General features: G+C 33.4%; 20 protein-coding genes and 4 pseudogenes. 14 read left to right on the top strand and 10 right to left on the bottom strand.

Annotated elements, in window-relative coordinates; genetic code table 11:
- Positions 1-317: 317 nt before the first annotated feature.
- The 5 genes and pseudogenes from ACM6HU_RS06000 (at position 318) to ACM6HU_RS05980 (ending at position 5,962) form a co-directional block, all read left to right on the top strand.
- The gene (locus tag ACM6HU_RS06000; RefSeq protein WP_016132809.1) at positions 318-1,085 is read left to right on the top strand and encodes an ABC transporter ATP-binding protein; all 768 of its coding nucleotides are present in this window, start codon (positions 318-320) and stop codon (positions 1,083-1,085) included.
- 11 nt (positions 1,086-1,096) lie between these two features.
- Positions 1,097-2,977 carry an ABC transporter permease gene (locus tag ACM6HU_RS05995; protein WP_414848073.1) on the top strand — a complete coding sequence of 627 codons (1,881 nt, stop codon included), beginning with the start codon at positions 1,097-1,099 and terminating at the stop codon, positions 2,975-2,977.
- Between the two features lie 216 nt (positions 2,978-3,193).
- Positions 3,194-3,769, top strand: a complete 576-nt coding sequence (locus ACM6HU_RS05990; protein ID WP_229161670.1) for a hypothetical protein — start codon at positions 3,194-3,196, stop codon at positions 3,767-3,769.
- Positions 3,770-4,121: 352 nt separating this feature from the next.
- Complete coding sequence (locus ACM6HU_RS05985; protein ID WP_016114837.1) at positions 4,122-4,988, top strand: ABC transporter permease subunit; 867 nt, start codon at positions 4,122-4,124, stop codon at positions 4,986-4,988.
- 1 nt (position 4,989) lies between these two features.
- A pseudogene (locus ACM6HU_RS05980) lies at positions 4,990-5,962 on the top strand (peptide ABC transporter permease).
- Between the two features lie 45 nt (positions 5,963-6,007).
- On the opposite strand, the gene ACM6HU_RS05975 reads toward ACM6HU_RS05980, so the two are convergent.
- Positions 6,008-7,708 carry a pyruvate oxidase gene (locus ACM6HU_RS05975; RefSeq protein ID WP_016114839.1) on the bottom strand — a complete coding sequence of 567 codons (1,701 nt, stop codon included), beginning with the start codon at positions 7,706-7,708 and terminating at the stop codon, positions 6,008-6,010.
- Between the two features lie 78 nt (positions 7,709-7,786).
- Positions 7,787-8,524 (bottom strand): ZIP family metal transporter, encoded by a 738-nt coding sequence (locus tag ACM6HU_RS05970; RefSeq protein WP_016114840.1) that lies wholly within the window; start codon positions 8,522-8,524, stop codon positions 7,787-7,789.
- A 217-nt stretch (positions 8,525-8,741) separates the two neighbouring features.
- On the opposite strand from ACM6HU_RS05970, the pseudogene ACM6HU_RS05965 reads away from it, so the two are divergent.
- Positions 8,742-8,963 (top strand): annotated as a pseudogene (locus ACM6HU_RS05965) (EamA family transporter); the annotation flags it as partial.
- A gap of 1 nt (position 8,964) precedes the next feature.
- Here the strand turns inward: ACM6HU_RS05965 and ACM6HU_RS05960 are convergent.
- Complete coding sequence (locus tag ACM6HU_RS05960; RefSeq protein ID WP_016114841.1) at positions 8,965-9,540, bottom strand: histidine phosphatase family protein; 576 nt, start codon at positions 9,538-9,540, stop codon at positions 8,965-8,967.
- Positions 9,541-9,762: 222 nt separating this feature from the next.
- Here ACM6HU_RS05960 and ACM6HU_RS05955 point away from each other — a divergent pair, with 222 nt between their 5' ends.
- From ACM6HU_RS05955 to ACM6HU_RS05945, 3 genes are all read left to right on the top strand, one after another.
- Positions 9,763-10,272 (top strand): GNAT family N-acetyltransferase, encoded by a 510-nt coding sequence (locus ACM6HU_RS05955; RefSeq protein ID WP_016114842.1) that lies wholly within the window; start codon positions 9,763-9,765, stop codon positions 10,270-10,272.
- A 169-nt stretch (positions 10,273-10,441) separates the two neighbouring features.
- Positions 10,442-10,591 (top strand): aspartyl-phosphate phosphatase Spo0E family protein, encoded by a 150-nt coding sequence (locus tag ACM6HU_RS05950; RefSeq protein WP_003203953.1) that lies wholly within the window; start codon positions 10,442-10,444, stop codon positions 10,589-10,591.
- A gap of 750 nt (positions 10,592-11,341) precedes the next feature.
- The gene (locus ACM6HU_RS05945; RefSeq protein ID WP_088094344.1) at positions 11,342-12,742 is read left to right on the top strand and encodes a protoporphyrinogen oxidase; all 1,401 of its coding nucleotides are present in this window, start codon (positions 11,342-11,344) and stop codon (positions 12,740-12,742) included.
- Positions 12,743-12,827: 85 nt separating this feature from the next.
- On the opposite strand, the pseudogene ACM6HU_RS05940 reads toward ACM6HU_RS05945, so the two are convergent.
- From ACM6HU_RS05940 to ACM6HU_RS05930, 3 genes and pseudogenes are all read right to left on the bottom strand, one after another.
- Positions 12,828-13,296 (bottom strand): annotated as a pseudogene (locus tag ACM6HU_RS05940) (hypothetical protein).
- Positions 13,297-13,615: 319 nt separating this feature from the next.
- Positions 13,616-14,002 carry a hypothetical protein gene (locus tag ACM6HU_RS05935; RefSeq protein WP_140386094.1) on the bottom strand — a complete coding sequence of 129 codons (387 nt, stop codon included), beginning with the start codon at positions 14,000-14,002 and terminating at the stop codon, positions 13,616-13,618.
- A 39-nt stretch (positions 14,003-14,041) separates the two neighbouring features.
- Positions 14,042-14,272: a hypothetical protein gene (locus ACM6HU_RS05930; protein ID WP_154214633.1), complete on the bottom strand. Its 231-nt coding sequence runs from the start codon at positions 14,270-14,272 to the stop codon at positions 14,042-14,044.
- 476 nt (positions 14,273-14,748) lie between these two features.
- Between ACM6HU_RS05930 and ACM6HU_RS05925 the strand changes: the two genes are divergently transcribed.
- Positions 14,749-15,303 carry a GNAT family N-acetyltransferase gene (locus ACM6HU_RS05925; protein WP_016132811.1) on the top strand — a complete coding sequence of 185 codons (555 nt, stop codon included), beginning with the start codon at positions 14,749-14,751 and terminating at the stop codon, positions 15,301-15,303.
- 84 nt (positions 15,304-15,387) lie between these two features.
- Here ACM6HU_RS05925 and ACM6HU_RS05920 read toward each other — a convergent pair whose 3' ends face one another.
- Both ACM6HU_RS05920 and cspD read right to left on the bottom strand, forming a co-directional pair.
- Positions 15,388-15,573 carry a cold-shock protein gene (locus ACM6HU_RS05920; protein ID WP_000286203.1) on the bottom strand — a complete coding sequence of 62 codons (186 nt, stop codon included), beginning with the start codon at positions 15,571-15,573 and terminating at the stop codon, positions 15,388-15,390.
- Between the two features lie 87 nt (positions 15,574-15,660).
- On the bottom strand, positions 15,661-15,864 hold the full coding sequence (gene cspD / locus ACM6HU_RS05915) for a cold-shock protein CspD (protein WP_003203959.1): 204 nt from the start codon (positions 15,862-15,864) through the stop codon (positions 15,661-15,663).
- Positions 15,865-16,343: 479 nt separating this feature from the next.
- Here cspD and ACM6HU_RS05910 point away from each other — a divergent pair, with 479 nt between their 5' ends.
- Entirely contained in the window at positions 16,344-17,264 is a 921-nt protein-coding gene (locus ACM6HU_RS05910) for a CPBP family intramembrane glutamic endopeptidase (protein ID WP_414848077.1), read from the top strand.
- A gap of 112 nt (positions 17,265-17,376) precedes the next feature.
- Here the strand turns inward: ACM6HU_RS05910 and ACM6HU_RS05905 are convergent.
- Positions 17,377-17,557, bottom strand: a pseudogene (locus tag ACM6HU_RS05905) (arginase family protein); the annotation flags it as partial.
- Positions 17,558-17,950: 393 nt separating this feature from the next.
- Between ACM6HU_RS05905 and ACM6HU_RS05900 the strand changes: the two are divergent.
- From ACM6HU_RS05900 to ACM6HU_RS05890, 3 genes are all read left to right on the top strand, one after another.
- The gene (locus ACM6HU_RS05900; protein WP_016114846.1) at positions 17,951-18,556 is read left to right on the top strand and encodes a PRK06770 family protein; all 606 of its coding nucleotides are present in this window, start codon (positions 17,951-17,953) and stop codon (positions 18,554-18,556) included.
- A gap of 133 nt (positions 18,557-18,689) precedes the next feature.
- Entirely contained in the window at positions 18,690-19,112 is a 423-nt protein-coding gene (locus tag ACM6HU_RS05895) for a MarR family winged helix-turn-helix transcriptional regulator (RefSeq protein WP_016114847.1), read from the top strand.
- 152 nt (positions 19,113-19,264) lie between these two features.
- Positions 19,265-20,461 carry an MFS transporter gene (locus ACM6HU_RS05890; protein ID WP_016114848.1) on the top strand — a complete coding sequence of 399 codons (1,197 nt, stop codon included), beginning with the start codon at positions 19,265-19,267 and terminating at the stop codon, positions 20,459-20,461.
- Between the two features lie 279 nt (positions 20,462-20,740).
- On the opposite strand, the gene ACM6HU_RS05885 is transcribed toward ACM6HU_RS05890, so the two are convergent.
- On the bottom strand, positions 20,741-21,652 hold the full coding sequence (locus ACM6HU_RS05885) for a LysR family transcriptional regulator (protein ID WP_016114849.1): 912 nt from the start codon (positions 21,650-21,652) through the stop codon (positions 20,741-20,743).
- Positions 21,653-21,774 lie beyond the last annotated feature (122 nt).

Below are 21,774 nucleotides of genomic sequence, written 5' to 3'. Positions count from 1 at the left end.
TTCGTCGTTAAAAATCATTTTTAACCTGTTTATCATTTTAACCGAGAAGACTCCCTCCTCTAAACGAAGTGTAGGTGGGGGATTTCAATTTGCTATTTTTGTACCTTACAAAAATGTAAGGTGAATGTAAGATAAATCGCAGGAAGATTGTAGGTAAAAATGAGAATATTAAGAAAGGAAGTTAGGGATATAAGATTTTTCTTATCAAATTCGTTATAAAAGATGTGAAATTAAAAAAATCTTAAGAATTTATGTAGGAGAAATCTAAGAAACGTATGGCAAAGTAATGATATACAAAATGGGATGGAGTGATGGGAATGGCAACAAATGTAGTGACAGTAGAAAGTGTAGAGAAAACATATGGCAAAAGAAATGAAAGCCAGTCAAAAGCATTAAGAGGGGTATCGCTTACGATACAAGAAGGGGAATTCGTTGGGATTATGGGACCTTCTGGATCTGGAAAAACGACACTACTAAATGTAATTAGTACACTTGATCATGCGACAGGAGGAAGTGTGACGATAGCAGGCACAGATATTACTTCAATGAAGGGGAACGCTTTATCAGATTTCCGTTCTCAAAAACTGGGGTTTATTTTCCAAGATTTTAATTTGCTTGAAAATCTCTCGATCTATGAGAATATTGCTTTGCCACTTTCACTACAAGGAGTGCCTTCAAGTGAGATAAGCGGGAAAGTAAATGAGGTTGCACAGAAATTAGATATTGTAGAAATTTTAACGAAATATCCATCAGCTGTTTCTGGTGGACAAAAACAGAGAACAGCTGCAGCGCGGGCTTTAGTACATAATCCTGCTATTGTATTAGCAGATGAACCAACAGGTGCACTTGATAGCAAAAATGCGAAGAGTTTACTAGAAGCGATGCAAGACTTACATGAAAATCATGGAGTAAGTATATTAATGGTAACGCATGATGCATTTAGTGCGAGTTATTGTGAGCGGATTCTATTTATTCAAGATGGGCTACTTTATAAAGAATTGAAACGCCAAGGGACACGAGAGGATTTCTATCAAGATATTTTAGGTGTGCTTGCTCATATGGGCTCAGCGACTGAATCCAAATAGGGGGCGAGATCATGTTATTGAAATTATCACGTCATAGTATGAAAAAAATGTTAAAGGACTATCTTGTTTTGCTTGTTGGTCTCGTCATTAGTATAAGTATCTTCTATATGTTTCAAACGATGGCGATTAACAGTCAATTTACAAAAGATAATAGTATGATTAACAGTATTCGCCTTGTATTTTGGGTTGGTGCTGTCTTACTTTCCTTCATTACGGTCTTTTATATCGTATATGCGAATTCCTTTTTACTTACATTGCGCAGGAAAGAGCTTGGTATGTATATGATGCTCGGTGCAAAGAAGAAAAAAGTAGCTCAGTTATTATTTACCGAAACATTCGGTATGGGAATTATCAGCATTATTATTGGGATTATTGTAGGAATATTACTAGCAAGTGCAGCGGGGAATTTTTTAATGAATGGCTTAGAAATTTCGGCGAAAGGCTATGCACCATTTTATTTACCTGCAGTTCTTGTTACATGTGGTTTCTTCTTGATCTTATTTATTATTACTGGATTTATCAATAGTATACGGTTATTGCGTAAAACTGAACTTGAGCTACTTCGTGAAGATGAAACACAAGATGCAATAGAAAAGAGTAAACGTCATGTTATCATTTTTACTGTAATGGGAGTGTTACTGTTAGGGACAGGATACTATTCTATACTGCATATAGACAAGTTACGTGAAATAGGATTTATACTAGCAACGGGTGCTACAACGATAGGGACATATTTTATTTTTAGCTCATTGTTACCATTGTTTGTAACAAAGTTAAAAAGCAACAAAAAACGAAATGAAACAGGTTTAAATAGTTTTACATATGCTCAGCTTCGTTTTCGAATAAATAGTTTATCTCGGGTACTTGGGACTGTCGCGATGCTAATTGCGCTTGGTGCAGGGGCGATGACAGCTGGAATGGCTTTTCAAAAAAATGTTGGTATTATGACGGATTTTTCTCGAGTCTATGATGCGACAATTCATGATCCGAATGAAAAAGATATAGCGGCATTAAAACAAATGAAAATTGTAGAGCAACGAACTTATAAATATAAAGTGGACGGGGAAGCAGTCTATTATTTACGAGAAGATTTAACTGCAAAGCCACCACTCATTTCTGATCATCAAGATACAAAGAATGTCAAAGAGCCTGTACGTAAACGTGTAAAAGAACCATTAACGGAACCTCTTTATACATCTATGGAAGCACCTGAGGCAGCAAGTAAACTTCCACATATGCCAAGTGATTGGAATGATGCAATCATAAGGGAAGTTCAAGTTACACACAATCAATTCAACGGGAAACCTGTTCGAATTGCAGATAAGGACCATTATAAAAACATTCAAGGAACGGAACATAGTGTCACGCTAGTGCAAGTGGATGACTTACAAAAATATAAACCGTTGTTAATAGATATTGATCAACGACAAAAAGAGTTAGTAGAAAAAGCAAAAGGCGGAAAAGTAGAATTATATACAAAAATGACAACTTATCAATTTATGAATAGTTTCATGAGCGGTACGATGTTTATGGGATTCTTCCTTGGAATTGCATTCTTAGCTATGATGGCGAGCTCTCTTATGTTTAAAATTTTAACAGGAGCTTCTCGTGATGTACGTCGCTATGAAATGCTTCGAAAAATTGGAGTGCGCCGTAGTATGTTGTCGCGTAGTATCTATAAAGAAATTTCATATCTCTTTATCTTCCCGGCTATCATTGGTATTTCACATATTTTAGTAGGACTTAACTTATTCCGTCTCTTCTTAGTTGATCCGTTTGTAAAAGTTTGGATGCCGATTGGAATCTTTCTTATTATTTATGTTGTATATTACTGGATTACAGTTCAATTGTATAAGAGTATGGTTCTTCCAAAAGAACAAGTTGCAAAGTAATACCGAATGAGGTAATTTGCTGGCAGAATGAAAAACGCGCTTATGAAGGATAAGTGCGTTTTTTTTATTTTTACTTTTGACGATACACAGCGGAAAATATAATATGGAATATCTTAGAAAATATTATGTTTTTTATTCTGAATTTTCTATTTATATTTTGTTTTAAATTATATAATTAGGTAGTAATAGAATTGACAAAAGGAGGGTGTCATGTGTATGCAAAAGGAAGAATGGATTCAAAGATTAAGAGAAGGGCGTTATTATGTATCTTCTTATGAAAGTATTATGAACAAGATACACAAGCGTCCTAGTCGCATACCTGGGGTACTGGTTGCATTCGTATTATTAATCATCTTGCCAGGGTGGCTATTTAGGTATAATGATACAAGTAGTATGTTTATAATGTGGGCTTCCCTGATTGTACTCGTTGCTGTGTGGCCATCTATGATAAGTATATTTAGGAAAGTTACAGCCTCTAAATATGATCCTCAGATTCAGGAATATGATCAAAAATTTCAAAGGAGTGTACCGATTCCAATTAAGTATTTTACAGTCAAAAAAATTGATGGATGTATTGCCGCACTAGAGAGCGGAGCAGCAGATGATTTAAAAGAAGCTTTAGCGGTATGGCAAGTTACTGAAACGAGTGAAGCACAGCGAACTTTGTTAGAAGAGCAAAATATTCTTTTGAAAAAACAGATACGTGTGACAAAAGAAGCAGCAAGTGCATCAAGAGATGCGGCAAGTGCGTCACAGGAAGCAGCAAACGCTGTAAATCAACTCAGTCGTTAGTAATAGAAAACATAAAAAATACACCTATATATTAGAGGGTTCTCTCAAGAATAGTGTGTCATATAGGGATAGCTGTATATATATGTTTTCAAAAAATGTATAGATATTCGCAACCTTTGCTTGTATAACGATTGATATATAGTTGAGGAACACCGCCACCATTCTTATGCGTCTGTTAGCTCCTAGAAGGATAAACTGTCTTTTAAATAGTTTTTATAACGTAAGTTACAAAGCGCTTTCTATATTTGTTAAACAATCTTTGACTAAACTACAATTTCAATCTCAAAAAATATATTTTACATTTTTTGAATTTTTTGTAAAATGGTATTATGATTTAGAGAGGAAGAATGTGATGTTACTTCGAGTTGGAAAGTGGTGGGGGATTACTTTTTTGCAACTATTTGCTGCACTGGGATGTATTCTTTGTTTAGGGGCACTCCCGCGTTTATTTAAAGGATTACAAATAGATCTTGTTGGATATGGAAAAGCAATTGTATATCTTGGTGATAAATTGCTTCATCCAAGGGAGATTACGTATGGGTTTCGTGACTCACGAATGTTATTTCCGCAAATTTGGATGCATTATATGGAGACGATGCTAGTATTTGTTTCGTCGTTTCTACTCTCTTTATTAATAGCATATCTTCTTGTTGTATGGGTACTGCAGCGGTCCCATACTAGGCAACGCATATGGAGCGGGATTTTCCTTATACTTGAAAGTATTCCGGATATTTTACTCATTTTATTATCACAACTTTTGGTAGTGGTGGTGTTTCAAAAAACAGGATGGATGCCAGTGAAGTTTGCAGGGATTTCGGGAGAAAGGGTGCGTCTTTTACCGATTTTATGCCTTACATTGCCCACGACGTTATTATTTATTAAATTATTATTACTTCGCTTTAGAGAGGAGTTAGAAAAAGACTATAGTTTATTTGCGAAAAGTAAGGGATTAAGTTTACGGTATATATTAACACATCATATTTCAAGAAATGTGTTACTTACTACGGTTTACTATGCAAAAACGAATATTTTATTCATGTTATCAAATCTTTATATCATTGAATGGCTCTTTAATACATATGGCATGTTTGTATTCGTAAAAGAAAATTCGAAAATAGAAGTGTTTACAGTGTGCTTAGTTTTATTATATGTCCCAATTTTCTTCTTATTTCGCTTGTTACATACGCTCATGCAAAATGTGATAAAGGAGCGTGTGTAATATGTGGCAAACGTTAAAACATGACATGAGATTTTGGGTTGGTGTTATTTTTTTAAGCGGGCTTATGCTTGTCAGTATCGGAAATACTCTATTTTTCGATGGAGAAATTCGAGAAATAACGATGTTGTACAACGAAAAAGGACAAGTAGAAGCAGCGCCTTTTCCTCCATCATCTCAGTTTTGGTTTGGGAGTGATAGTAAAGGGCGTGATTTATTCCAGTTAATAATAGAAGGTGCAAAATGGACAATTGGTGCAAGTTTACTTGTTGCAATTCTGCGAGTTATCATTGGAGGAGGGTTAGGTTTACTTCTTGGTATGTATAGTAAACGTTCTTTTCCGGTTATTTCCTCATTTTTTGATCCATTTAGTATAGTTCCAATGATCATGATTTCGTATTTTATGTTAAGAGAGGTTTTATTCTTTGAAAATGGTACTATTCCAGTTCCTTTCACAATGCGAGTTCTATTTCAAATTAGTATTCTCACATGCTTGGCTGTGCCGACTGTCATGCTGTATACGGCGCAAGAGGTGCAACGTGTAAAAGGGGAAGAGTTTATGATGGCATCAATTATGTCGGCATGTCTGGCCGCATCTTTTGCCATCTTTTTTCTTACTGGTTGTGCAGCAATTTGTTAGTATGTTATTACTATTTTTACATCTTGGTTTACTCCATTTGTTTTTTGGAGGAACTATATCATATAGCGGTGATGCAGATAGTGTGACGAAGGAGTGGACAGGACTGATTGGACAAAATTTCCGTCATTTGACCACACATACTTGGATCGTTCTTGTACCGGTCTTTTTCTATAGCCTGACAATTTTGGCAGGAAATCTTATAAGTAATAGTCTACAAGGGGCGATTGGAATAGGAAATCTGAGAAGAAAGAAAGTAGAAAAGAAAGAAGAAAAAGTTGAAAAACAGATGAAAAGTGAAAGAAAAGATTTTTCTTTTCACCAAGAAGTGTCTAAATAAAAAGATAGATGAGGGCAAACTGTTCTCATCTATCTTTTTTTCATTTTACAAGGGAGGTAAATCGATTTTTCCTTCTTCGAATAACTCTTTTAGCATATGCTTCGTATATCCAGCCGCTTGCCCAAATGTAATTTTTGCAGGCATTGGTGCTTCATTTACGTCTACTACTACATCAATAATACAAGGCTTATTTTGCTTAACAGCATTTTCAAAAGCAGGAAGCAATTCATCAATATGTTCTACTCGGTATCCAACTCCGCCACATATTTCTGCATATTTTGCAAAATTAGGGTTTGTTAAATCTGTACCAAACTCAATATTTCCCATTACTTCTTGCTCAAATTTAATCATAGCGATTTTATGGTTATTTAATACAACAACGATAATTGGTAATTTATACTTAACGGCAGTGACAAAATCATTCATCGTCATTCCAAATCCACCATCACCACAAATTGCAAAGACTTGTTTATCTGGATAAGCAATTTTGCCAGCAATTGCGCCAGGTAGACCACATCCAAGTGTAGCGAGCCAACTAGAGATGATAAACTGCTGATTCGTCATCCGAAAATGACGAGCAGCCCATACTGTGACATTTCCAACGTCTACTGATAAAATTGCATCATCATGAGCAACATGTTGTAAGGCATGCATCACTCTTTGTGGTTTAATTGGAGTAGAAGAGTCCTCTTCTTGATTATGCAATTTTTCTTCCCATTTCTTCATCAGTTCTTGATGATATTCTAGGAATGAATGATCCGTATGCTTCTTCACATTTTCTAAAAACCATTTCAATGTTTTATCTGCGTCACCAGCTAATCCGATATCTGTCGCATAACGTTTTCCAATTTGCGCAGGGTCCGTATCAATGTGAAGCGTTTTGGCTTTTTCAGGTAAAAAGCCAGTGAAAGGATAAGAAGTACCAACCATAATTAATGTATCCGCATTCTTCATTGCTTCGTAAGACGGTTTTGTCCCAATTAACCCTAATCCACCTATACAAAGAGGATGTTCATCAGGAATAATCCCTTTTGCTGGAAGTGTTAAAACGATTGGGGCACCAATATGTTCTGCAAATGCAAGTAAAGATTCCTTCGCATGTTTTGCTCCTTTTCCAGCTAAAATAACAGGTTTTTTTGCGTCATTTAATGCTAGTTTTGCTAACTTTAGATCGTCCTCTTGCGGAAAGAGTTCGGGTAATGTAAAAGAAGAACTTGTTATACGTGCACCAGCTTCCACTTCAAATTTCGGAACATCATCTGGTATGGTAAGAACAGATACACCTTTCTTTGTATATGCCATACGAATCGCTTGATTTACAACCGCAGGGAGTTGTTCAGCTGACATAATTCGTTGATTATAAACAGCTACATCATCAAACATTCTTTCTAAGTTTACTTCTTGGAAGAATCCAGTTCCAAGTAAGTCTGATTCAACTTGCCCTGTAATTGCGAGTACCGGTGCTTGATCTAGTTTCGCATCATATAATCCATTTAATAAATGAATAGCTCCAGGACCAGAAATCGCCATACAAACGCCGAGTTTTCCTGTTAATTTTGCATAAGATGCAGCCGCTAATGCACCGGCTTCTTCATGGCGAACTTGAATGAATTTAATTTGGTCTTGTTTTTTTCGAAGTGGCTCAATAATTGAGTTGATTGAATCCCCAGGCATACCGTAAATGTGATCAACGCCCCATTCGATAAGCAAATCAACAAGCGCTTCACCCGCTGTTTTACGAAACATAATAGATCCTCCTTGTGCATTGAGATACTATTATGTTTTGGATAAATAGGTAAAATATACAAAAAACGAATCCTTATTTTAATGATGGTCAGCGAAAAGAGTAAAAACGGTTATGAGTAAAAATCCACTAATAGACCAAGAAAGGAAGGGGAAAAGAGAAAGGTGTTTTTTAGCTTTCCATAACATCTCATGTATTGTGACATAACCTAAAGAACCGATTGCACTCCCCATTATGAGTCCTTGTAAGTGAATTGCTTTCCCGTTCATCATAATCCCAAAGAGTGTACCAGTGCCGAGGATAATTGATAATAACAAAATTGTTAATAGAAATGAAATATATTTATGCTGTGTAAATAGAAAAGGAATGATTAAGGCTAACCCTTCTGGAATATGGTGTATGACAATCGCAAATAAGAACGGAATTGCAGTTTCGTTATGACTTGTAAAGGCAGTACCCAATGCAAATCCGCTCGGCATATTGTGCATAAAAATAGCGAAGGAGAGAAATAAAAAAGTTTGCCATGCTTGCTGGTCTTTTTTATGTATGATAGGGTGATGGCAATAATTATCTAGTAAACTCATAATTAATATACCAATGGAAATTCCAAGCAGAGGACCAATAATTTCATAGCTTGAAAAAGTTTCTGGAATGATTTCTAGTGATAATAATCCAAATAAAATGCCACCACATAATGCGTATAAACGGTGCATTTTTTCTTCAATAAGTTGCCGCGTTGCCAGCCCGACAGCACCACCTAATAGTAATCCACCAAACGAAAAAAACGTAACGATCATCGGAATCCATAATCGTTCCATAGAATCACACTCCATTTTTATAGCCTTCATTTTCAGCTTACTGTGTGAAAGGAGAGATTAGTCCAAATTATTTTGAAGTAATTGTAGAGAAAGTAAAAAGGTGTCTGTTAATTTGTTTTAATTCATATATTAATATTATGAGATAAAAAGAAAAGAGGTATTGATTAGCAGGCGAAGTGGAATTTATCAGGATATGAAAATAAAAATATAAGATAATGGATGGCAAGATTTTCAAATTAGTGGTCAGGCGTTGTTTGGCGATATATTAGCCTTTATTGCAGCTGGTATCATAACGGCTTATTTCTTTGTCGGTCAGCATGTTCGTAAAAAGCTCTCTCTAGTTCCATATTCAGTTATTAGTTATGGGAGCAGTACATTATTTTTAGGAATGTTTGCTTTCAGTCAGAAAGCATCCTTCTTCAATTATTCCGCACAAACATCTAATCTAAATGTACCGTGCAATTATATAATTCTGAATCCCATCCGTGCTCTATTTTTATAATTTTAGTTATTGATGTATTTTTAGGAGATTCTATCATGCTCAAATGAGGTACTAGTTCTTTGAGAAGGTGCTTAATGAATGAGCCATGACTAACGATTAAGATGTTTTTGTTAGGGTATTTATATGTAATTTCTTCAATAAAAGGTATAGCTCTTGCTTTAACACTGTCACTACTTTCTATTCCTAAATCAAGCGCTCTCCAATTATCTCCCCACTTCGAAATTCGTTCATCTTCGGTTGTTCCTTCAATTTGTCCACCGCTTACTTCGCGAAGTCTAGGGTCTAAATAGATTTCTATATTTTCAATGTTTTTTTCTATTGCCTCAGCAGTTTGTTTCGCTCTTAATAAATCGCTAGAATAGATTAAATCCCAATTTTCTGTAGCTAAACGTTCTGCAAGTTTATAAGCTTCAGATAATCCAGCTTGATCAAGTGGAATATTTGAATTTCCTTGTGCTCTACCTTCTTTATTCCAATGTGTGCTGCCATGGCGGATAATACCGAGTGTAGTCATATGAAAACCTCCAAACTATAGTTTTTAGAAAAATAAAAAATCATTCCGTTATTATATGATAATTCAGGAAATAAGAAAAGGAAACTTTATATTTTCTATATAAAAGTTTTAAAAATATTGTTATGCAAACAGATGAATTAGGAGATTTAAAGATAAATGCAAGTAGGAGTTTTGCGTAGTATAAAGAATCTATATTGTATTAGTTGAAAAGGAGGTAATGTAATGGAAGTTACGATTCGTGCAGTGGAGATACAAGATGCTAGAGCAATTCATCGTATATGCATACAAAATGATGTTTTACCATATATGGTTTTCTTGCCTAGTATGCGAGTGGATGCGATGGAAAATAGGATTCGAAATCTAGCGCCGAATCAATTTGAATTTGTTGCTGAGTATGATGGAAAAGTCGTTGGGTTTATTGGTTTAACGCAAGGGCAAGGACGAAGGTCACATTCGGGAGATTTATTTATCGGTGTAGATAGTGAATATCATAATAAAGGCATTGGGAAAGCCTTGATGACGAAAATGCTGGATCTTACAGATAATTGGTTAATGCTAGAGAGAGTAGAACTTGGTGTTTTGGAAATAAATCCTGGTGCAAAAGTACTATATGAAAAATTTGGATTTAGGGAAGAAGGTATAAAAAAGGGGAATCTAAAAGCTCATGGTAAGTTCATTGATGAAATTATGATGAGTCGTCTTCGGCCCAATGGTTTAATTGTACATAATTAAAAATTACAAGAAAAAGAATGCTTTTTTTGTAAAGCATTCTTTTTCTTGTAATGGGGAGTAGCTTTTTCTTAAAGATGTAAGATTTACATAAACATAACACTTTTACTTATTATGTAAGTAGTCTATACTAGAGTACATATATTTTTAAATTGGAGCGAGTAAATAAAACATGGAGCTGAGAAAATTAGAACATATCATTGAAGTGAAAAAAGAAGAACTTTTTGCACTTGTTTCAAATTATGGATTTCAACACCAAAAAGTTCTTGAAATGAGCCAGGAATTAGACAAGTTAATAAATTATTTTATGTTATTAAAATAAAGAGCGGTCACTTTATACAGAAATAATGATTAAGTGATAGTTGGTTATTTTAATTGTTAGTTTATTAGCTGTAAATATTAAAAAGTATAATTATTTCCTTATTTAAATATATCTTCTAACATCATTAAGCGTTACGAACCTCATTTTAGAATCTCATCATGTTATAAACACTACTGTAATATGAAGTATGTTTTATTTAAATATTTTAATGAAAGAAAGTAAATAGATTAGCGATATTTTTGTTTATGAAAAGACCACCAAGTAAAATGAAATCATTAACTTTTGTTGATGTTTTTCCAGTTCAACCATAGAATTGAGAAGAAACCTTACAACAAGAATCTGTGCATCATAAAAAATGTTTGAAAATGAAGAAGTAGTTTCGTATATGAATGGAATTCATGAGAATAGTGCTTGGAGAACTTTCATTCAATTATGAAATGAAACGAATCGTTATCCTTTTTGTGGAACTAGTGATGTTTTTAATCTTTAAGTGCCTGCATTATGTATTGCTGGAGGGAGTTCGGAGGATGAGTCTTCAGCTGCTATATCTTTTAAACAACTAAATTCTGAGATTCATATTGCTATGTTTCCTTTTGCTTAATCATTTAGTGCATAATGATCAATCTGAAATGTATTCACATACATTGTATACCTTTTCAAGAACTTTGAAAGTTGCTAGTCGAAAAAGCTGATTTTTGGGTATAATAATAAAGGAATTTATTTATAGTATCGGTTAGGAGCGTAGCAGGTATGAAAACAGTTGTTGTCATAGGTGGAGGTATTACAGGACTTTCTACTATGTATTATTTAGAAAGATTAAAAAAGGATTACGATATAGATTTGGAATTAATCCTTGTAGAACAGAATGAATATTTGGGCGGGAAAATTCACAGTGTGAAAGAAAAAGATTTCATCCTGGAAACAGGAGCCGATTCAATCGTTGCACGAAATGAAAATGTTATGCCATTTGTAAAAGAACTGAATTTAGAAGATGAAATGGTATATAACGAAACAGGTATTTCTTATATTTACTCAAATGATACGTTACATCCGATTCCTGCTGAAACAGTATTTGGTATACCGATGAGTGTAGAGTCGTTATTTAGTAGTACGTTAGTTTCAACGAAAGGGAAAATCATTGCACTGAAAGACTTTATTACAAAGAATAAAGATTTTACAAAAGATACATCACTCGCTGTATTTTTAGAAAGTTTTTTAGGAAAAGAGTTGGTTGAAAAACAGATTTCCCCCGTTCTTTCAGGAGTGTATTCTGGTAAATTGAATGAGCTTACAATGGCTTCTACACTACCATATTTACTTGATTACAAAAATACATATGGCAGTATTATAAAAGGTTTTGAAGTAAATAAAAAACAATTTCAGGCTGCTGGGAATAAGAAGTTTTTATCATTTAAAAATGGACTTTCTACGATTATTAATCGTTTAGAAGAGGAATTAGCTGAGACAGATATACGAAAAGGAGTAACAACGACGAAGGTAAATAGAGTTGATGATGAATATGAAGTTTCTTTTTCAAATCAAGAGACAATAAAAGCTGATTACGTTGTTATAGCTACTCCACATGATGTTGCACAAACATTATTAAGTTCTAATGAATTAGATGATGATTTCAATAAACTAAAAAATTCTTCGCTAATTAGCATTTATTTAGGGTTTGAAATAGCTGATGAACAATTACCGGTAGATGGAACTGGTTTCATTGTTTCAGAAAATAGTGATTTACTTTGTGATGCATGCACGTGGACAAGCAGGAAATGGAAGCATACATCAGATAAACAAAATTTATTGGTGAGATTGTTTTATAAAAGTTCGAATCCTGCTTATGAAAAAATGAAACATAAAAGTAAGGAAGAATTGATTCAAGTTGCCTTATCTGATATTGAGAAAAGCCTTAGAATTCAGGGAGAACCGCAAATTGTTGAAGTTACGGACTGGAAAGATTTAATGCCAAATTATCATTTAGAACATAACCATGCAGTTCAATCTTTAAATGAGAAATTATTAGCTGTTTTTCCAAATATGTATCTAGCTGGGGCTTCATATTATGGTGTAGGTATTGGAGCTTGTATAGGAAATGGAAAGAAAACGGCAGAGAAGATTATAAAAACATTGAATAATCACTTTGAATAATGTAGTCTTTATATTTTTGACGAAATCCCTCTCTAGTATAAGAGTGGGATTTCGTCTGTTTTTTACTAAAAATTGTATCTATCGTTTACTTTTTAATTTTGATTAGAGTTTCTGCACGTTTCGTTTTATTTTCTGTAATTGTTAATGTGACGTTACCAGCTTCTTTAAATGAATAAGGGGAGAGTTGATAAATCTCTTTTATGTTATATTTTTCTTTTATTTCTTTTGTGGATGTATTTTTTATTAGGGAAATATTCGGTTTCTTTTTCTTTTTTGATTATTTGTTCTGAGAAATAACCAAATTCACCAATATCACCTGAAACGATATATTGTGTATTGTTTATTTTAATGTCTAGCAAGGAAGGTTGATAAGTGGCTGCGTGATAAAATCCATATGTAAGTGATAATACCGAGGCGATTACAAGCCCAATTATAAATTTTTTCAAGCTGTTTCCTTTGAAACTTGTCATCATCGCCGAGTTTGGTGCGAATCGCTGTGCGAATAAAAAAACAAGTGAAATGAATAAGAGGACAATGCCTATAAAAATATACATGATTTTCAATCACCTCCGTTAATACAACTCTTATCTCCGAATAATAACGTGATGTATTGTTCACTAATATTTTAACATAAATATCCAATTAATATTGGATATAGGGAAGCTTTCGAGAAACAAATGTATATAGTTCATTTTTAAAGAGATGCTTGTTATATTAATCACCTCTTTAAATGAAGAAACATTAGTTTTTATTTTTATTTGTTAATTCCATTTTCCGTGTTCCAAATAATAGTAGGAATCCGATTATGGTAATCATAATGATTGCAGTTACTATTAAATCAGTAAACATCAGATTTTGGTTTTGAATTTCTTTTCAGGTAAGTGTTAGGAATACTTGATTCATTGGTATGTGATTGATAAAACTACTTAATAAAATGAATAGAACTAAACAAATTTGGCTGATAATACTGCCTAGTTTAGAACAACGATTACGTAATAGGAGGCTAGAATCTTTAAATGATTCAGTGGCATCATAAGCAAGGCGATTTAATTTTCTAGCTTGAATTGATGAGAAAAAGCCTACTAACAAGCCACTAATCGTAATTGTCCATGGTGTTGTAGTAAATAATAGCCCTAAAACAGAGCCCATATTGATTACAGTTAATGGGTGATAACGACTGAAACGATTAATCATGCTGTTCCCTATAAATAAGGATAAAATGACACCTATTCCATACGGTAGATAAATACCGTAAATCATGAAAGTACTACTGTTTTGAGATAACGCAAAAAAGGTTCCTTAAAGTAAGTAGAAACTAACAGTCATTCCTTGTGTGAATGAAAAAAAGTAAATGTACTTTGGTAATTGAAGACGAAACTTTAATTTTGTAATCATTAAAGCGAGAACCGCTACTGTAGTAAGGATACTACTAAGTAAAAGTACAATGAGAATTTGAAAATTTGTTTCACGAGTAGCTTTCATAACAAAAAGTAGTACGGTAAATAGAATAAATAATACAAATGATGGCACTGAAAAATGGGAAGAGTCCGGCATAGAAATTTGGTATTTTGGCGTATGTATTAATGAAAATACTTATTTATATGACGTAATTTTTTTCTAATCGTCAAATCCTGATTCGTGAAGGTTGAATAAATTTTACTAATGGAAGTCACGATTTATTTGGCTATGCCCACTTATATTGATTATAGCATGGAGCTGGAAAAATCATCAAAAAGGGGAAAAGGATATAAAATATTTATATAGTATTTTTTGTTTGTAAAGAAAATTCACATATGTTAAAATACCTGAAAGATAATAATTTAGAGTATTAATTCTGTTAGATTTAAAACGAATTAAATATTGTGTATAAACCGAATAAATTAAGAAAACCATGGGGGAAGCCTGTTTCATCTATTTAGAAAACAGGCTTTTATTTATGATGAAACTTCCGATTGGAGAAGCTTTTTCTGATATAATAAATCAGTAAAAAGAAAAGGAGGATTTCAATGGCATTTCCTGTTTTAGAAACAGAACGGTTACGTTTAGTTGAAATTGATCAATCTTATTGTCAAAAAATATATGAAATCTTTTCGCTTGAAGAAGTAACGCGTTATTATGGAATGAATTCCTTTACAGAATTTGGTCAGGCTTCGCGTATGATTGAATCTTTTTCAAAAAATTTTTTTGAAAAACGTGCAATTCGATGGGGAATTGTATTGAAGGAAACAGGTATTTTAATTGGTACAATTGGATTAAATAATTTACAACTTTGGAGTAAACGTTCTGAGATTGGTTATGATTTACATCCTTCTTACTGGAGAAAAGGCTATGCAACGGAAGTTGTGCAAAAAATCATTACTTATAGTTTTCAGGAGCTAGGGATATTCAGAATCGGTGCAATTACATATCCTGAAAATGTAGCATCTTGTAAGATGTTGTCCAAAATAGGATTTCAGAAAGAAGGACTATTAAGAGGGTATATTCATCAAGGAGATCAACAACGAGATGTATATATATATTCTATTATACGAACAGATTTAGAAAAGAACCATGAGATATAGTACGCATGGTTTTTCTATTATAATTAGATAGTAATGAAAAATAACGAACCCCTCTTATCAAAAGATAAGAGGGGAATGAAGCAATCAACCTAATTTAGGTAATAAACGTTCTCCGCTTTTCATGCTACTTTTACATAAAGGGCATTTTGGCTCTTCTTCAAATGAAAAGTTCTTTCTCATCCATCCTAAACAATCCTCTGATTCACATTCCCAAACAGGGGTTTGTTCTGGTGGTACTTCTGCTACATCGTTCTTTCGATTGCGATACATGTGACCACTCCTTTTATGTAAAAATTTTAATTATATATTAAAAAGGTTGTTAACCGTGCGATGGTAACAACCTTTTTATTGTTTAAATTATAGCTTTACAACGTTTTTAGCTTGAGGTCCGCGGTTGCCTTCTTCAACTTCGAAGCTAACTTCTTGACCTTCGTCAAGAGATTTGAAACCTTCGCCAGTGATAGCTGAGAAGTGAACGAATACATCGCTACCGTCTTCAACTTCGATGAAACCGAAACCTTTTTCGCTGTTAAACCATTTTACTTTACCTGTTAATGTCATGGTAAATGCCTCCTAAAAATAAGAAAAATAAATTACAATATGATCCGTCTTATTTCAACGAAAATAAAAATTCACATATTATCAAAAAACCATTAGGAATACTTATTATTCTTAATAGATGCTTGATAATATGTAAAGTTAAGCTTTTATAAATTTGGCCTTAAGACCTATCTTACAACAAATGGTGAGAAATAGCAAGTGTTGTAAGGAAATGGGATATTTTCAAGGGCGAGCGCTTCAATAATGCTATTGGTATAGGGAGTTGATCGTATTTCATGTAGCTAATTTTTTTATTAACAAGATAAAAGATATTCACTTTTATGTATTATTCCTGGCTCGAAAATATGTGAAAATACTCCAGATGATTACGAGTGGCATCCCTTGTTATATTTTTTTATTTATGGATATGAATTTTAAATGAGGATATAAAAGTATAAAAAATAATAAATTCAGTGTAAAATAGGAAGTATTTGTAAGTGATGAAAGGAAAGGGAGGAGTAGTTTTGAATAATAGTCGATTTAAAACAATTGAAGCAGCAAAGGAAGGTCGAAAAAAAGTACATCCAATTTTAGCAGTAATATTATCGATTGTATTTTTAACACTTGGTGAGTTATTCATGCTATTTATGTTGTTTTTACCAAAAGCAGAAACGACATTGATGAAAGGGATTTATGATAACTTAAGGATGTTATTAACATTTGGCGGAGCAATTTTATTTGTATTTTTATGGGTTCGTTTTGTGGAAAAACGTCCATTTTCATCAATTGGTTTTTGGAAAGATAAAGCTTTAAAAAAATACTTACGCGGAGCATTCATTGGGCTTATATTTATAACAATACCCGTTTTAATTTTAGTTTTAAGTGGTTCTGTTACCTTACATATACAACGGATTTCAAGTACAGTCATATTGGGAATGGTAGGTTCTTTAATAGCATTTTTAGTACAAGGTGCCACAGAAGAAATCGTTGTACGTGGTTGGTTATTTCCAGTTATTTCAGTTAGAAGTCGGGTATGGATTGGAGTTGCTGTTACTTCATTACTATTTGGATTTCTCCATCTACTGAATCCAGGCATTACAGTTCTTTCTATATCAAATATCATATTAGTTGGTGTATTCGCAGCGTTTTATGTATTAAAGGAAAATAGTCTTTGGGGTATATGTGCTTGGCATTCTATATGGAACTGGGCTCAATATAATATATATGGTTTTGCGGTAAGTGGTACAACAATATACTCTACACCTCTGTTTAAATCAACAACAAGCGGCCCGAAATCGTTACATGGAGGAACTTTTGGGATTGAAGGAAGTGTAATCACAACAATTATGCTTGCTGTTGCCTGCATTATATTATGGAGACAATTGTGGGGAAGAAAATTGAAACAACATAATATTGGGTAATTTATGGGGGATAGTTAGATTGTGATTAGAACAACATCGTGCATAATGTGAAAAGTAATGAGTATGACTATAACGTTTAGATGTTTGATAGAAGGTTTCTAAGATTAGCATATTTGATTTTTTTATTATGCAACTGTTCTTTGATATGATACAGGGCATTTTTTACAATATAAATTTGAGTGTTCTAGATGTCTAAAATCAATATCTTCATGTGGATAAGAATGAAGTTTATTTTGTAATTCATACGTTTCGTCAAAATGAAGGAATGTTATACCTTTATGTAATAAACTCATTTCAGTCATCTTCTTTACATACTAATCTAGCACAAATTTAAATGACTTAAAAATAAAATGCTTTCTTAATTCAACTGATTTCAAAGGGTATAGTCTGGATAAAGCTAACCGTATTTTGCCGAGCAGAGATGGTGTATGGAAAAATTCTTATATGAATTTTAGAAAATCATAATCCTTTTACAGAATAATCTTGCAATATGAAACTGAATAGAAATACAATAAAAGGAAACCTATGAAAGATTTTGATCAAATGTTATTTTGGGGGAGAGAATGGATGGAGAATTTTTAAGAAAAAGCATTTTTAAAGAATAATTTATAACGAGTTATTTTTGAAAAACGAAATAGGTAGGAAGAAAATGAGTGATGGAATGTTGGGGGGAGGAAATATGTACAATGAAAACACTATTAAAAATACTAGGGATAATTGCTGGAATGGTAGTAATCGGTGTGGCACTTACTTACGGAATTTTATATTATCTCAATCATAGTAAACCAACCGCTAAAAAAACACCAACTGCGGCTCCGGCAGTGGAAGTGTTAGCCGATAGTAAAGTAAAAGCAGAGAACGCAAAGCTGTTAGATAATGGTAATTATTCATTGCCAAATAGTGACTTTAATAAAGGCTTTAAGTGGACTGATGAAAAATTACAAATCGCATTACATGAAATGGCACATCAAAAAGTAAAAGCGGATCAAAAGTGGGGTTATATTTTTATAACGCAAGAACGAATTGAAAGTTTATTGGGGATTGTTAAGAGTAGTGATATGAATCATAAAAATACATATATAGATATTTTAGAAAGATGGAAACAAGGGAAATACGAGAAAGTTGATGCGGATCATAATACGATTTGGAAATTACAAAGCGGTAATCTTGGTGAAGGTAAGGGTGTAATGTCACAAAATGAGCAGAAAGAGTTGGTTAATAAAGTCTTCATGCAAAAGGAGACATTCTCAGGAAGCATGTTAATAGCAGGTGGTGAACAAATTAAAAAATAGTTTTGAAAATTTGATAGATAAGGATAAATACGCAGCGAAATATAAAAGTTCCGCTGCGTATTCGCTTTATTTGACATATGAAATAAATGGGAATAAGATTCATATATGAAATAAAAAAGGAAGGCTTTTTCGAATGGATATGAAAAAAAGAGAATTATATGGAAATATTCGAGATGTCTATCATCAACTGCAAAGAAATTTGGATAAAGCGATAGAAGAGCACGATATAAGTTATGTTCAATTTGGTGTGATACAAGTACTTGCGAAGTCTGGAAAGGTTTCTATGTCTAAGCTAATTGAAAATATGGGGTGTGTTCCAAGTAATATGACAACGATGATCCAAAGGATGAAACGAGATGGTTACGTTGCGACAGAGAAAAATCCAAATGATCAACGTGAAACACTTGTGTATTTAACTGAAAAGGGAGAAATAGCTAGGGAAAAAGTCGATGTAAAATATGCAGGTTTTTTAGAAGAAAATTGTAGTTGTTTTACTGATGAAGAAGAACAGAGGCTACAAGAACTATTATTAAAATGGAAGCATCGCATAGTTTAATTGTGATATATAAGAAAAAGTGTAACATTCTGTTACATTTTTCTTTATATAAATGATTCATATATGAAATAAAATAACGTATATAAAATCGGAGGTGTGAGGAGGAATTTAAATAATTATTTCATATATGAAGTAAAAAAGGGGAATACAAGTTGCAAGTAAAATCAAAGTTACGTATTTTAGCAGTTATCGCGTTTTTTATCGGTTTAGATTCTTTAATTGTTTCACCATTATTGCCTGCGATTTCACAGACAACAGGAATGCCTGCTGAAAAGGGAGGGCTTTTAATTACAGCATACGCACTATGCTATGGGATAACAGCTCCATTTTTCGGACCGTTGTCTGATAAGGTGGGGAGAAAGCAAATGATTGTCACAGGTCTTATCATTTTTTCAGCCGCTACATTTTGTACCGGGCTTACGAATCATTTTGAAATACTCTTATTGTTTCGTGGACTGACTGGTTTATCCGGAGCTCTGATCATGCCAAGTGTATTTGCATTAGTAGGAGATAAAGTACCGTACCAGTCACGAGGAAAAGCGATGGGGATGATTATGGGAGCCATGGTTGGATCGACGGTATTAGGTGTCCCTATCGGTGCGTTTTTATCTGAGGTAGGAAACTGGCAATGGACATTTTATATTATTGGATTACTGGCTTTGCTTGTTACGTTAATTACAAGTCGATTGTTACAAAAAGAGATTCCGAAAAACCAGTTATCAATTTCTGCACCCAGAGCAATGATTAGATCTTGTAAAATCGTATTTACAAATTTCTCTGTTTTCTTTGCGTTATTAGCAACGTTTTTATGGACTGTAGGACTACATGGTATGTTCTCATACATAGGTGTGTATTATGGAAGAAATTTTGGGTTTACAATTGGACAGATTGGAATTGTTATTTTCTTTGCTGGTTTAGGAAGTGTAATTGGTAATGTAGCTGGTGGGAAATTGGCGGATAAAATAGGTAAGAAAGTAGTGGTTTCAATCGCAAGTATATTTGCTTCTATAAGTGTGATTTTATTTTCTGTATATATTGGAAATGTAAAATACGCGATTACCGCACATATGATCTGGAGTATATGTATTGGGTTTGGTCAGGCTTCACTCACTGCCTTGATCTCAGAATTAAATCCAGCTATACGAGGGACAGTTATGGCATTAAATAGTTCTGCAATGTATATCGGAATGACGATTGCTTCAAGTGTTGCATCGTTTGCTTTGAGTAAAGGTTTACCGTTCTTTGTCTTAGGAATAATTTGTGCAATTGCTAGTTTACTCGTCCTTCCGAGCATATATTTTCTTGTTCAAGAGAAGGCTACAACTAAGAAAAAACAAATTGGTATATAAAATGGGAAGGGAAAAGAAGGTATACGTTATAGGTGAGAAATGAATGAAACTCCCAAAAGAGTTGGTGTCCTTCAGCAGAGACAATCAACTCTTTTTCTTTGTTTACTTTACCTTTGTTGTTTCACCTATGTGTTCTCCCAATAGAATAAGGAAAGATTGTAGTACGGGAGATATCCATTCATTCTTAGGGTTCACTCCAATACAGAAAGAATGGCGTTTATTACGATTTTTTCTGTTTCAAATGAAATGAATCTATAAACGATAACTCTCTTTTTATATTTAAATTTCTATTTTTTGAAAAGAAGCTACAATCTTTTGTAACTGCTCAATAAACATTCGTGTAGTGGCACACATATATTTATCCTTTCTATAAATAATTCCAATTTCTATTGTTGCAGTAGGATTTTTGATTTTAATAGCTTGAATAGAGTTACTCTGTAGAAAGTCTATATATGGTTTGGGCAACACTGTAATTCCCATTCCTTTTGACACCATGTGAATTAATGATTCCATTGTACTTATTTCTAAAATTGGTTTTGGTGTAAAGTTAAAGTTTTGACAATGCGAACGAATAAGCTGTGTTAAAAAGAAATTTTTGGGAAGAAGGATAATAGGATATTTCTGTAACACTCCCATCGTTACAGTAGTGTGTTGTGTTAATTCGTGATTAGTTGGCACTACTAAAGTAAGTTCATTTTGATAAAGCGGAATAGATATGATTTCTTTGTCTTGAACAGGAAGAAATGTAATGCCAATATCTAATTCATTTTGTAACAATTTTTCGCGAATTTCCCCAGTACGAAGACCTAATACGGAAAGTTCAATATTGGGATATAACTCATTAAAATTCAAAATGGCTGGTGGTAATAAGTAGTTTACGGTCGTCAATAGAGCACCAATGGTTAACTTTCCTTGCTGAAGCCCGTTTAAATCTTGAATTGCAGCATGCGCTTGTTCTACTTCGTGAAAGACTTTTTTACTATGTGAAAGCAAAATTCTTCCCGCTTCTGTTAAAGAGATTTTTTTGCCAATTCGATCAAAAAGAGGCATACCAATTTCATGTTCAAGTGCACGAATCTGTTGACTCAGTGAAGGTTGTGAAATGTTTAATTTTTCAGCTGCTTTTGTAAAATGTAATTCGTTTGAAACAGCTACAAAGTATTCTAATTGTCTTAACTCGATGGGAATCACCTCTAATGATAGGTTTTACCTATCATTATCATATAAATAATTGAATTGAACAATGATCATCTTGAAATTATACTCACATTAGTAGAACAGCAAAGTAATCATTGTAAAAAATAGATGAGGTG

The organism is Bacillus sp. IT-79MI2 (assembly GCF_949768135.1).
In the GTDB taxonomy this organism is placed as follows: Bacteria; Bacillota; Bacilli; order Bacillales; family Bacillaceae_G; genus Bacillus_A; species Bacillus_A pseudomycoides.
Note: the sequence above shows the minus strand (reverse complement) of the source record. Positions and strands in the feature narration are given on the sequence as shown.

Coding starts and splice junctions, on each gene's coding strand:
- ACM6HU_RS06000 (WP_016132809.1), top strand. CDS start 318: ATGGCAACAAATGTAGTGACAGTAGAAAGTGTAGAGAAAACATATGGC.
- ACM6HU_RS05995 (WP_414848073.1), top strand. CDS start 1,097: ATGTTATTGAAATTATCACGTCATAGTATGAAAAAAATGTTAAAGGAC.
- ACM6HU_RS05990 (WP_229161670.1), top strand. CDS start 3,194: ATGCAAAAGGAAGAATGGATTCAAAGATTAAGAGAAGGGCGTTATTAT.
- ACM6HU_RS05985 (WP_016114837.1), top strand. CDS start 4,122: ATGTTACTTCGAGTTGGAAAGTGGTGGGGGATTACTTTTTTGCAACTA.
- ACM6HU_RS05975 (WP_016114839.1), bottom strand. CDS start 7,708: ATGTTTCGTAAAACAGCGGGTGAAGCGCTTGTTGATTTGCTTATCGAA.
- ACM6HU_RS05970 (WP_016114840.1), bottom strand. CDS start 8,524: ATGGAACGATTATGGATTCCGATGATCGTTACGTTTTTTTCGTTTGGT.
- ACM6HU_RS05960 (WP_016114841.1), bottom strand. CDS start 9,540: ATGACTACACTCGGTATTATCCGCCATGGCAGCACACATTGGAATAAA.
- ACM6HU_RS05955 (WP_016114842.1), top strand. CDS start 9,763: ATGGAAGTTACGATTCGTGCAGTGGAGATACAAGATGCTAGAGCAATT.
- ACM6HU_RS05950 (WP_003203953.1), top strand. CDS start 10,442: ATGGAGCTGAGAAAATTAGAACATATCATTGAAGTGAAAAAAGAAGAA.
- ACM6HU_RS05945 (WP_088094344.1), top strand. CDS start 11,342: ATGAAAACAGTTGTTGTCATAGGTGGAGGTATTACAGGACTTTCTACT.
- ACM6HU_RS05935 (WP_140386094.1), bottom strand. CDS start 14,002: ATGATTTACGGTATTTATCTACCGTATGGAATAGGTGTCATTTTATCC.
- ACM6HU_RS05925 (WP_016132811.1), top strand. CDS start 14,749: ATGGCATTTCCTGTTTTAGAAACAGAACGGTTACGTTTAGTTGAAATT.
- ACM6HU_RS05920 (WP_000286203.1), bottom strand. CDS start 15,573: ATGTATCGCAATCGAAAGAACGATGTAGCAGAAGTACCACCAGAACAA.
- cspD (WP_003203959.1), bottom strand. CDS start 15,864: ATGACATTAACAGGTAAAGTAAAATGGTTTAACAGCGAAAAAGGTTTC.
- ACM6HU_RS05910 (WP_414848077.1), top strand. CDS start 16,344: ATGAAAGGAAAGGGAGGAGTAGTTTTGAATAATAGTCGATTTAAAACA.
- ACM6HU_RS05900 (WP_016114846.1), top strand. CDS start 17,951: ATGAAAACACTATTAAAAATACTAGGGATAATTGCTGGAATGGTAGTA.
- ACM6HU_RS05895 (WP_016114847.1), top strand. CDS start 18,690: ATGGATATGAAAAAAAGAGAATTATATGGAAATATTCGAGATGTCTAT.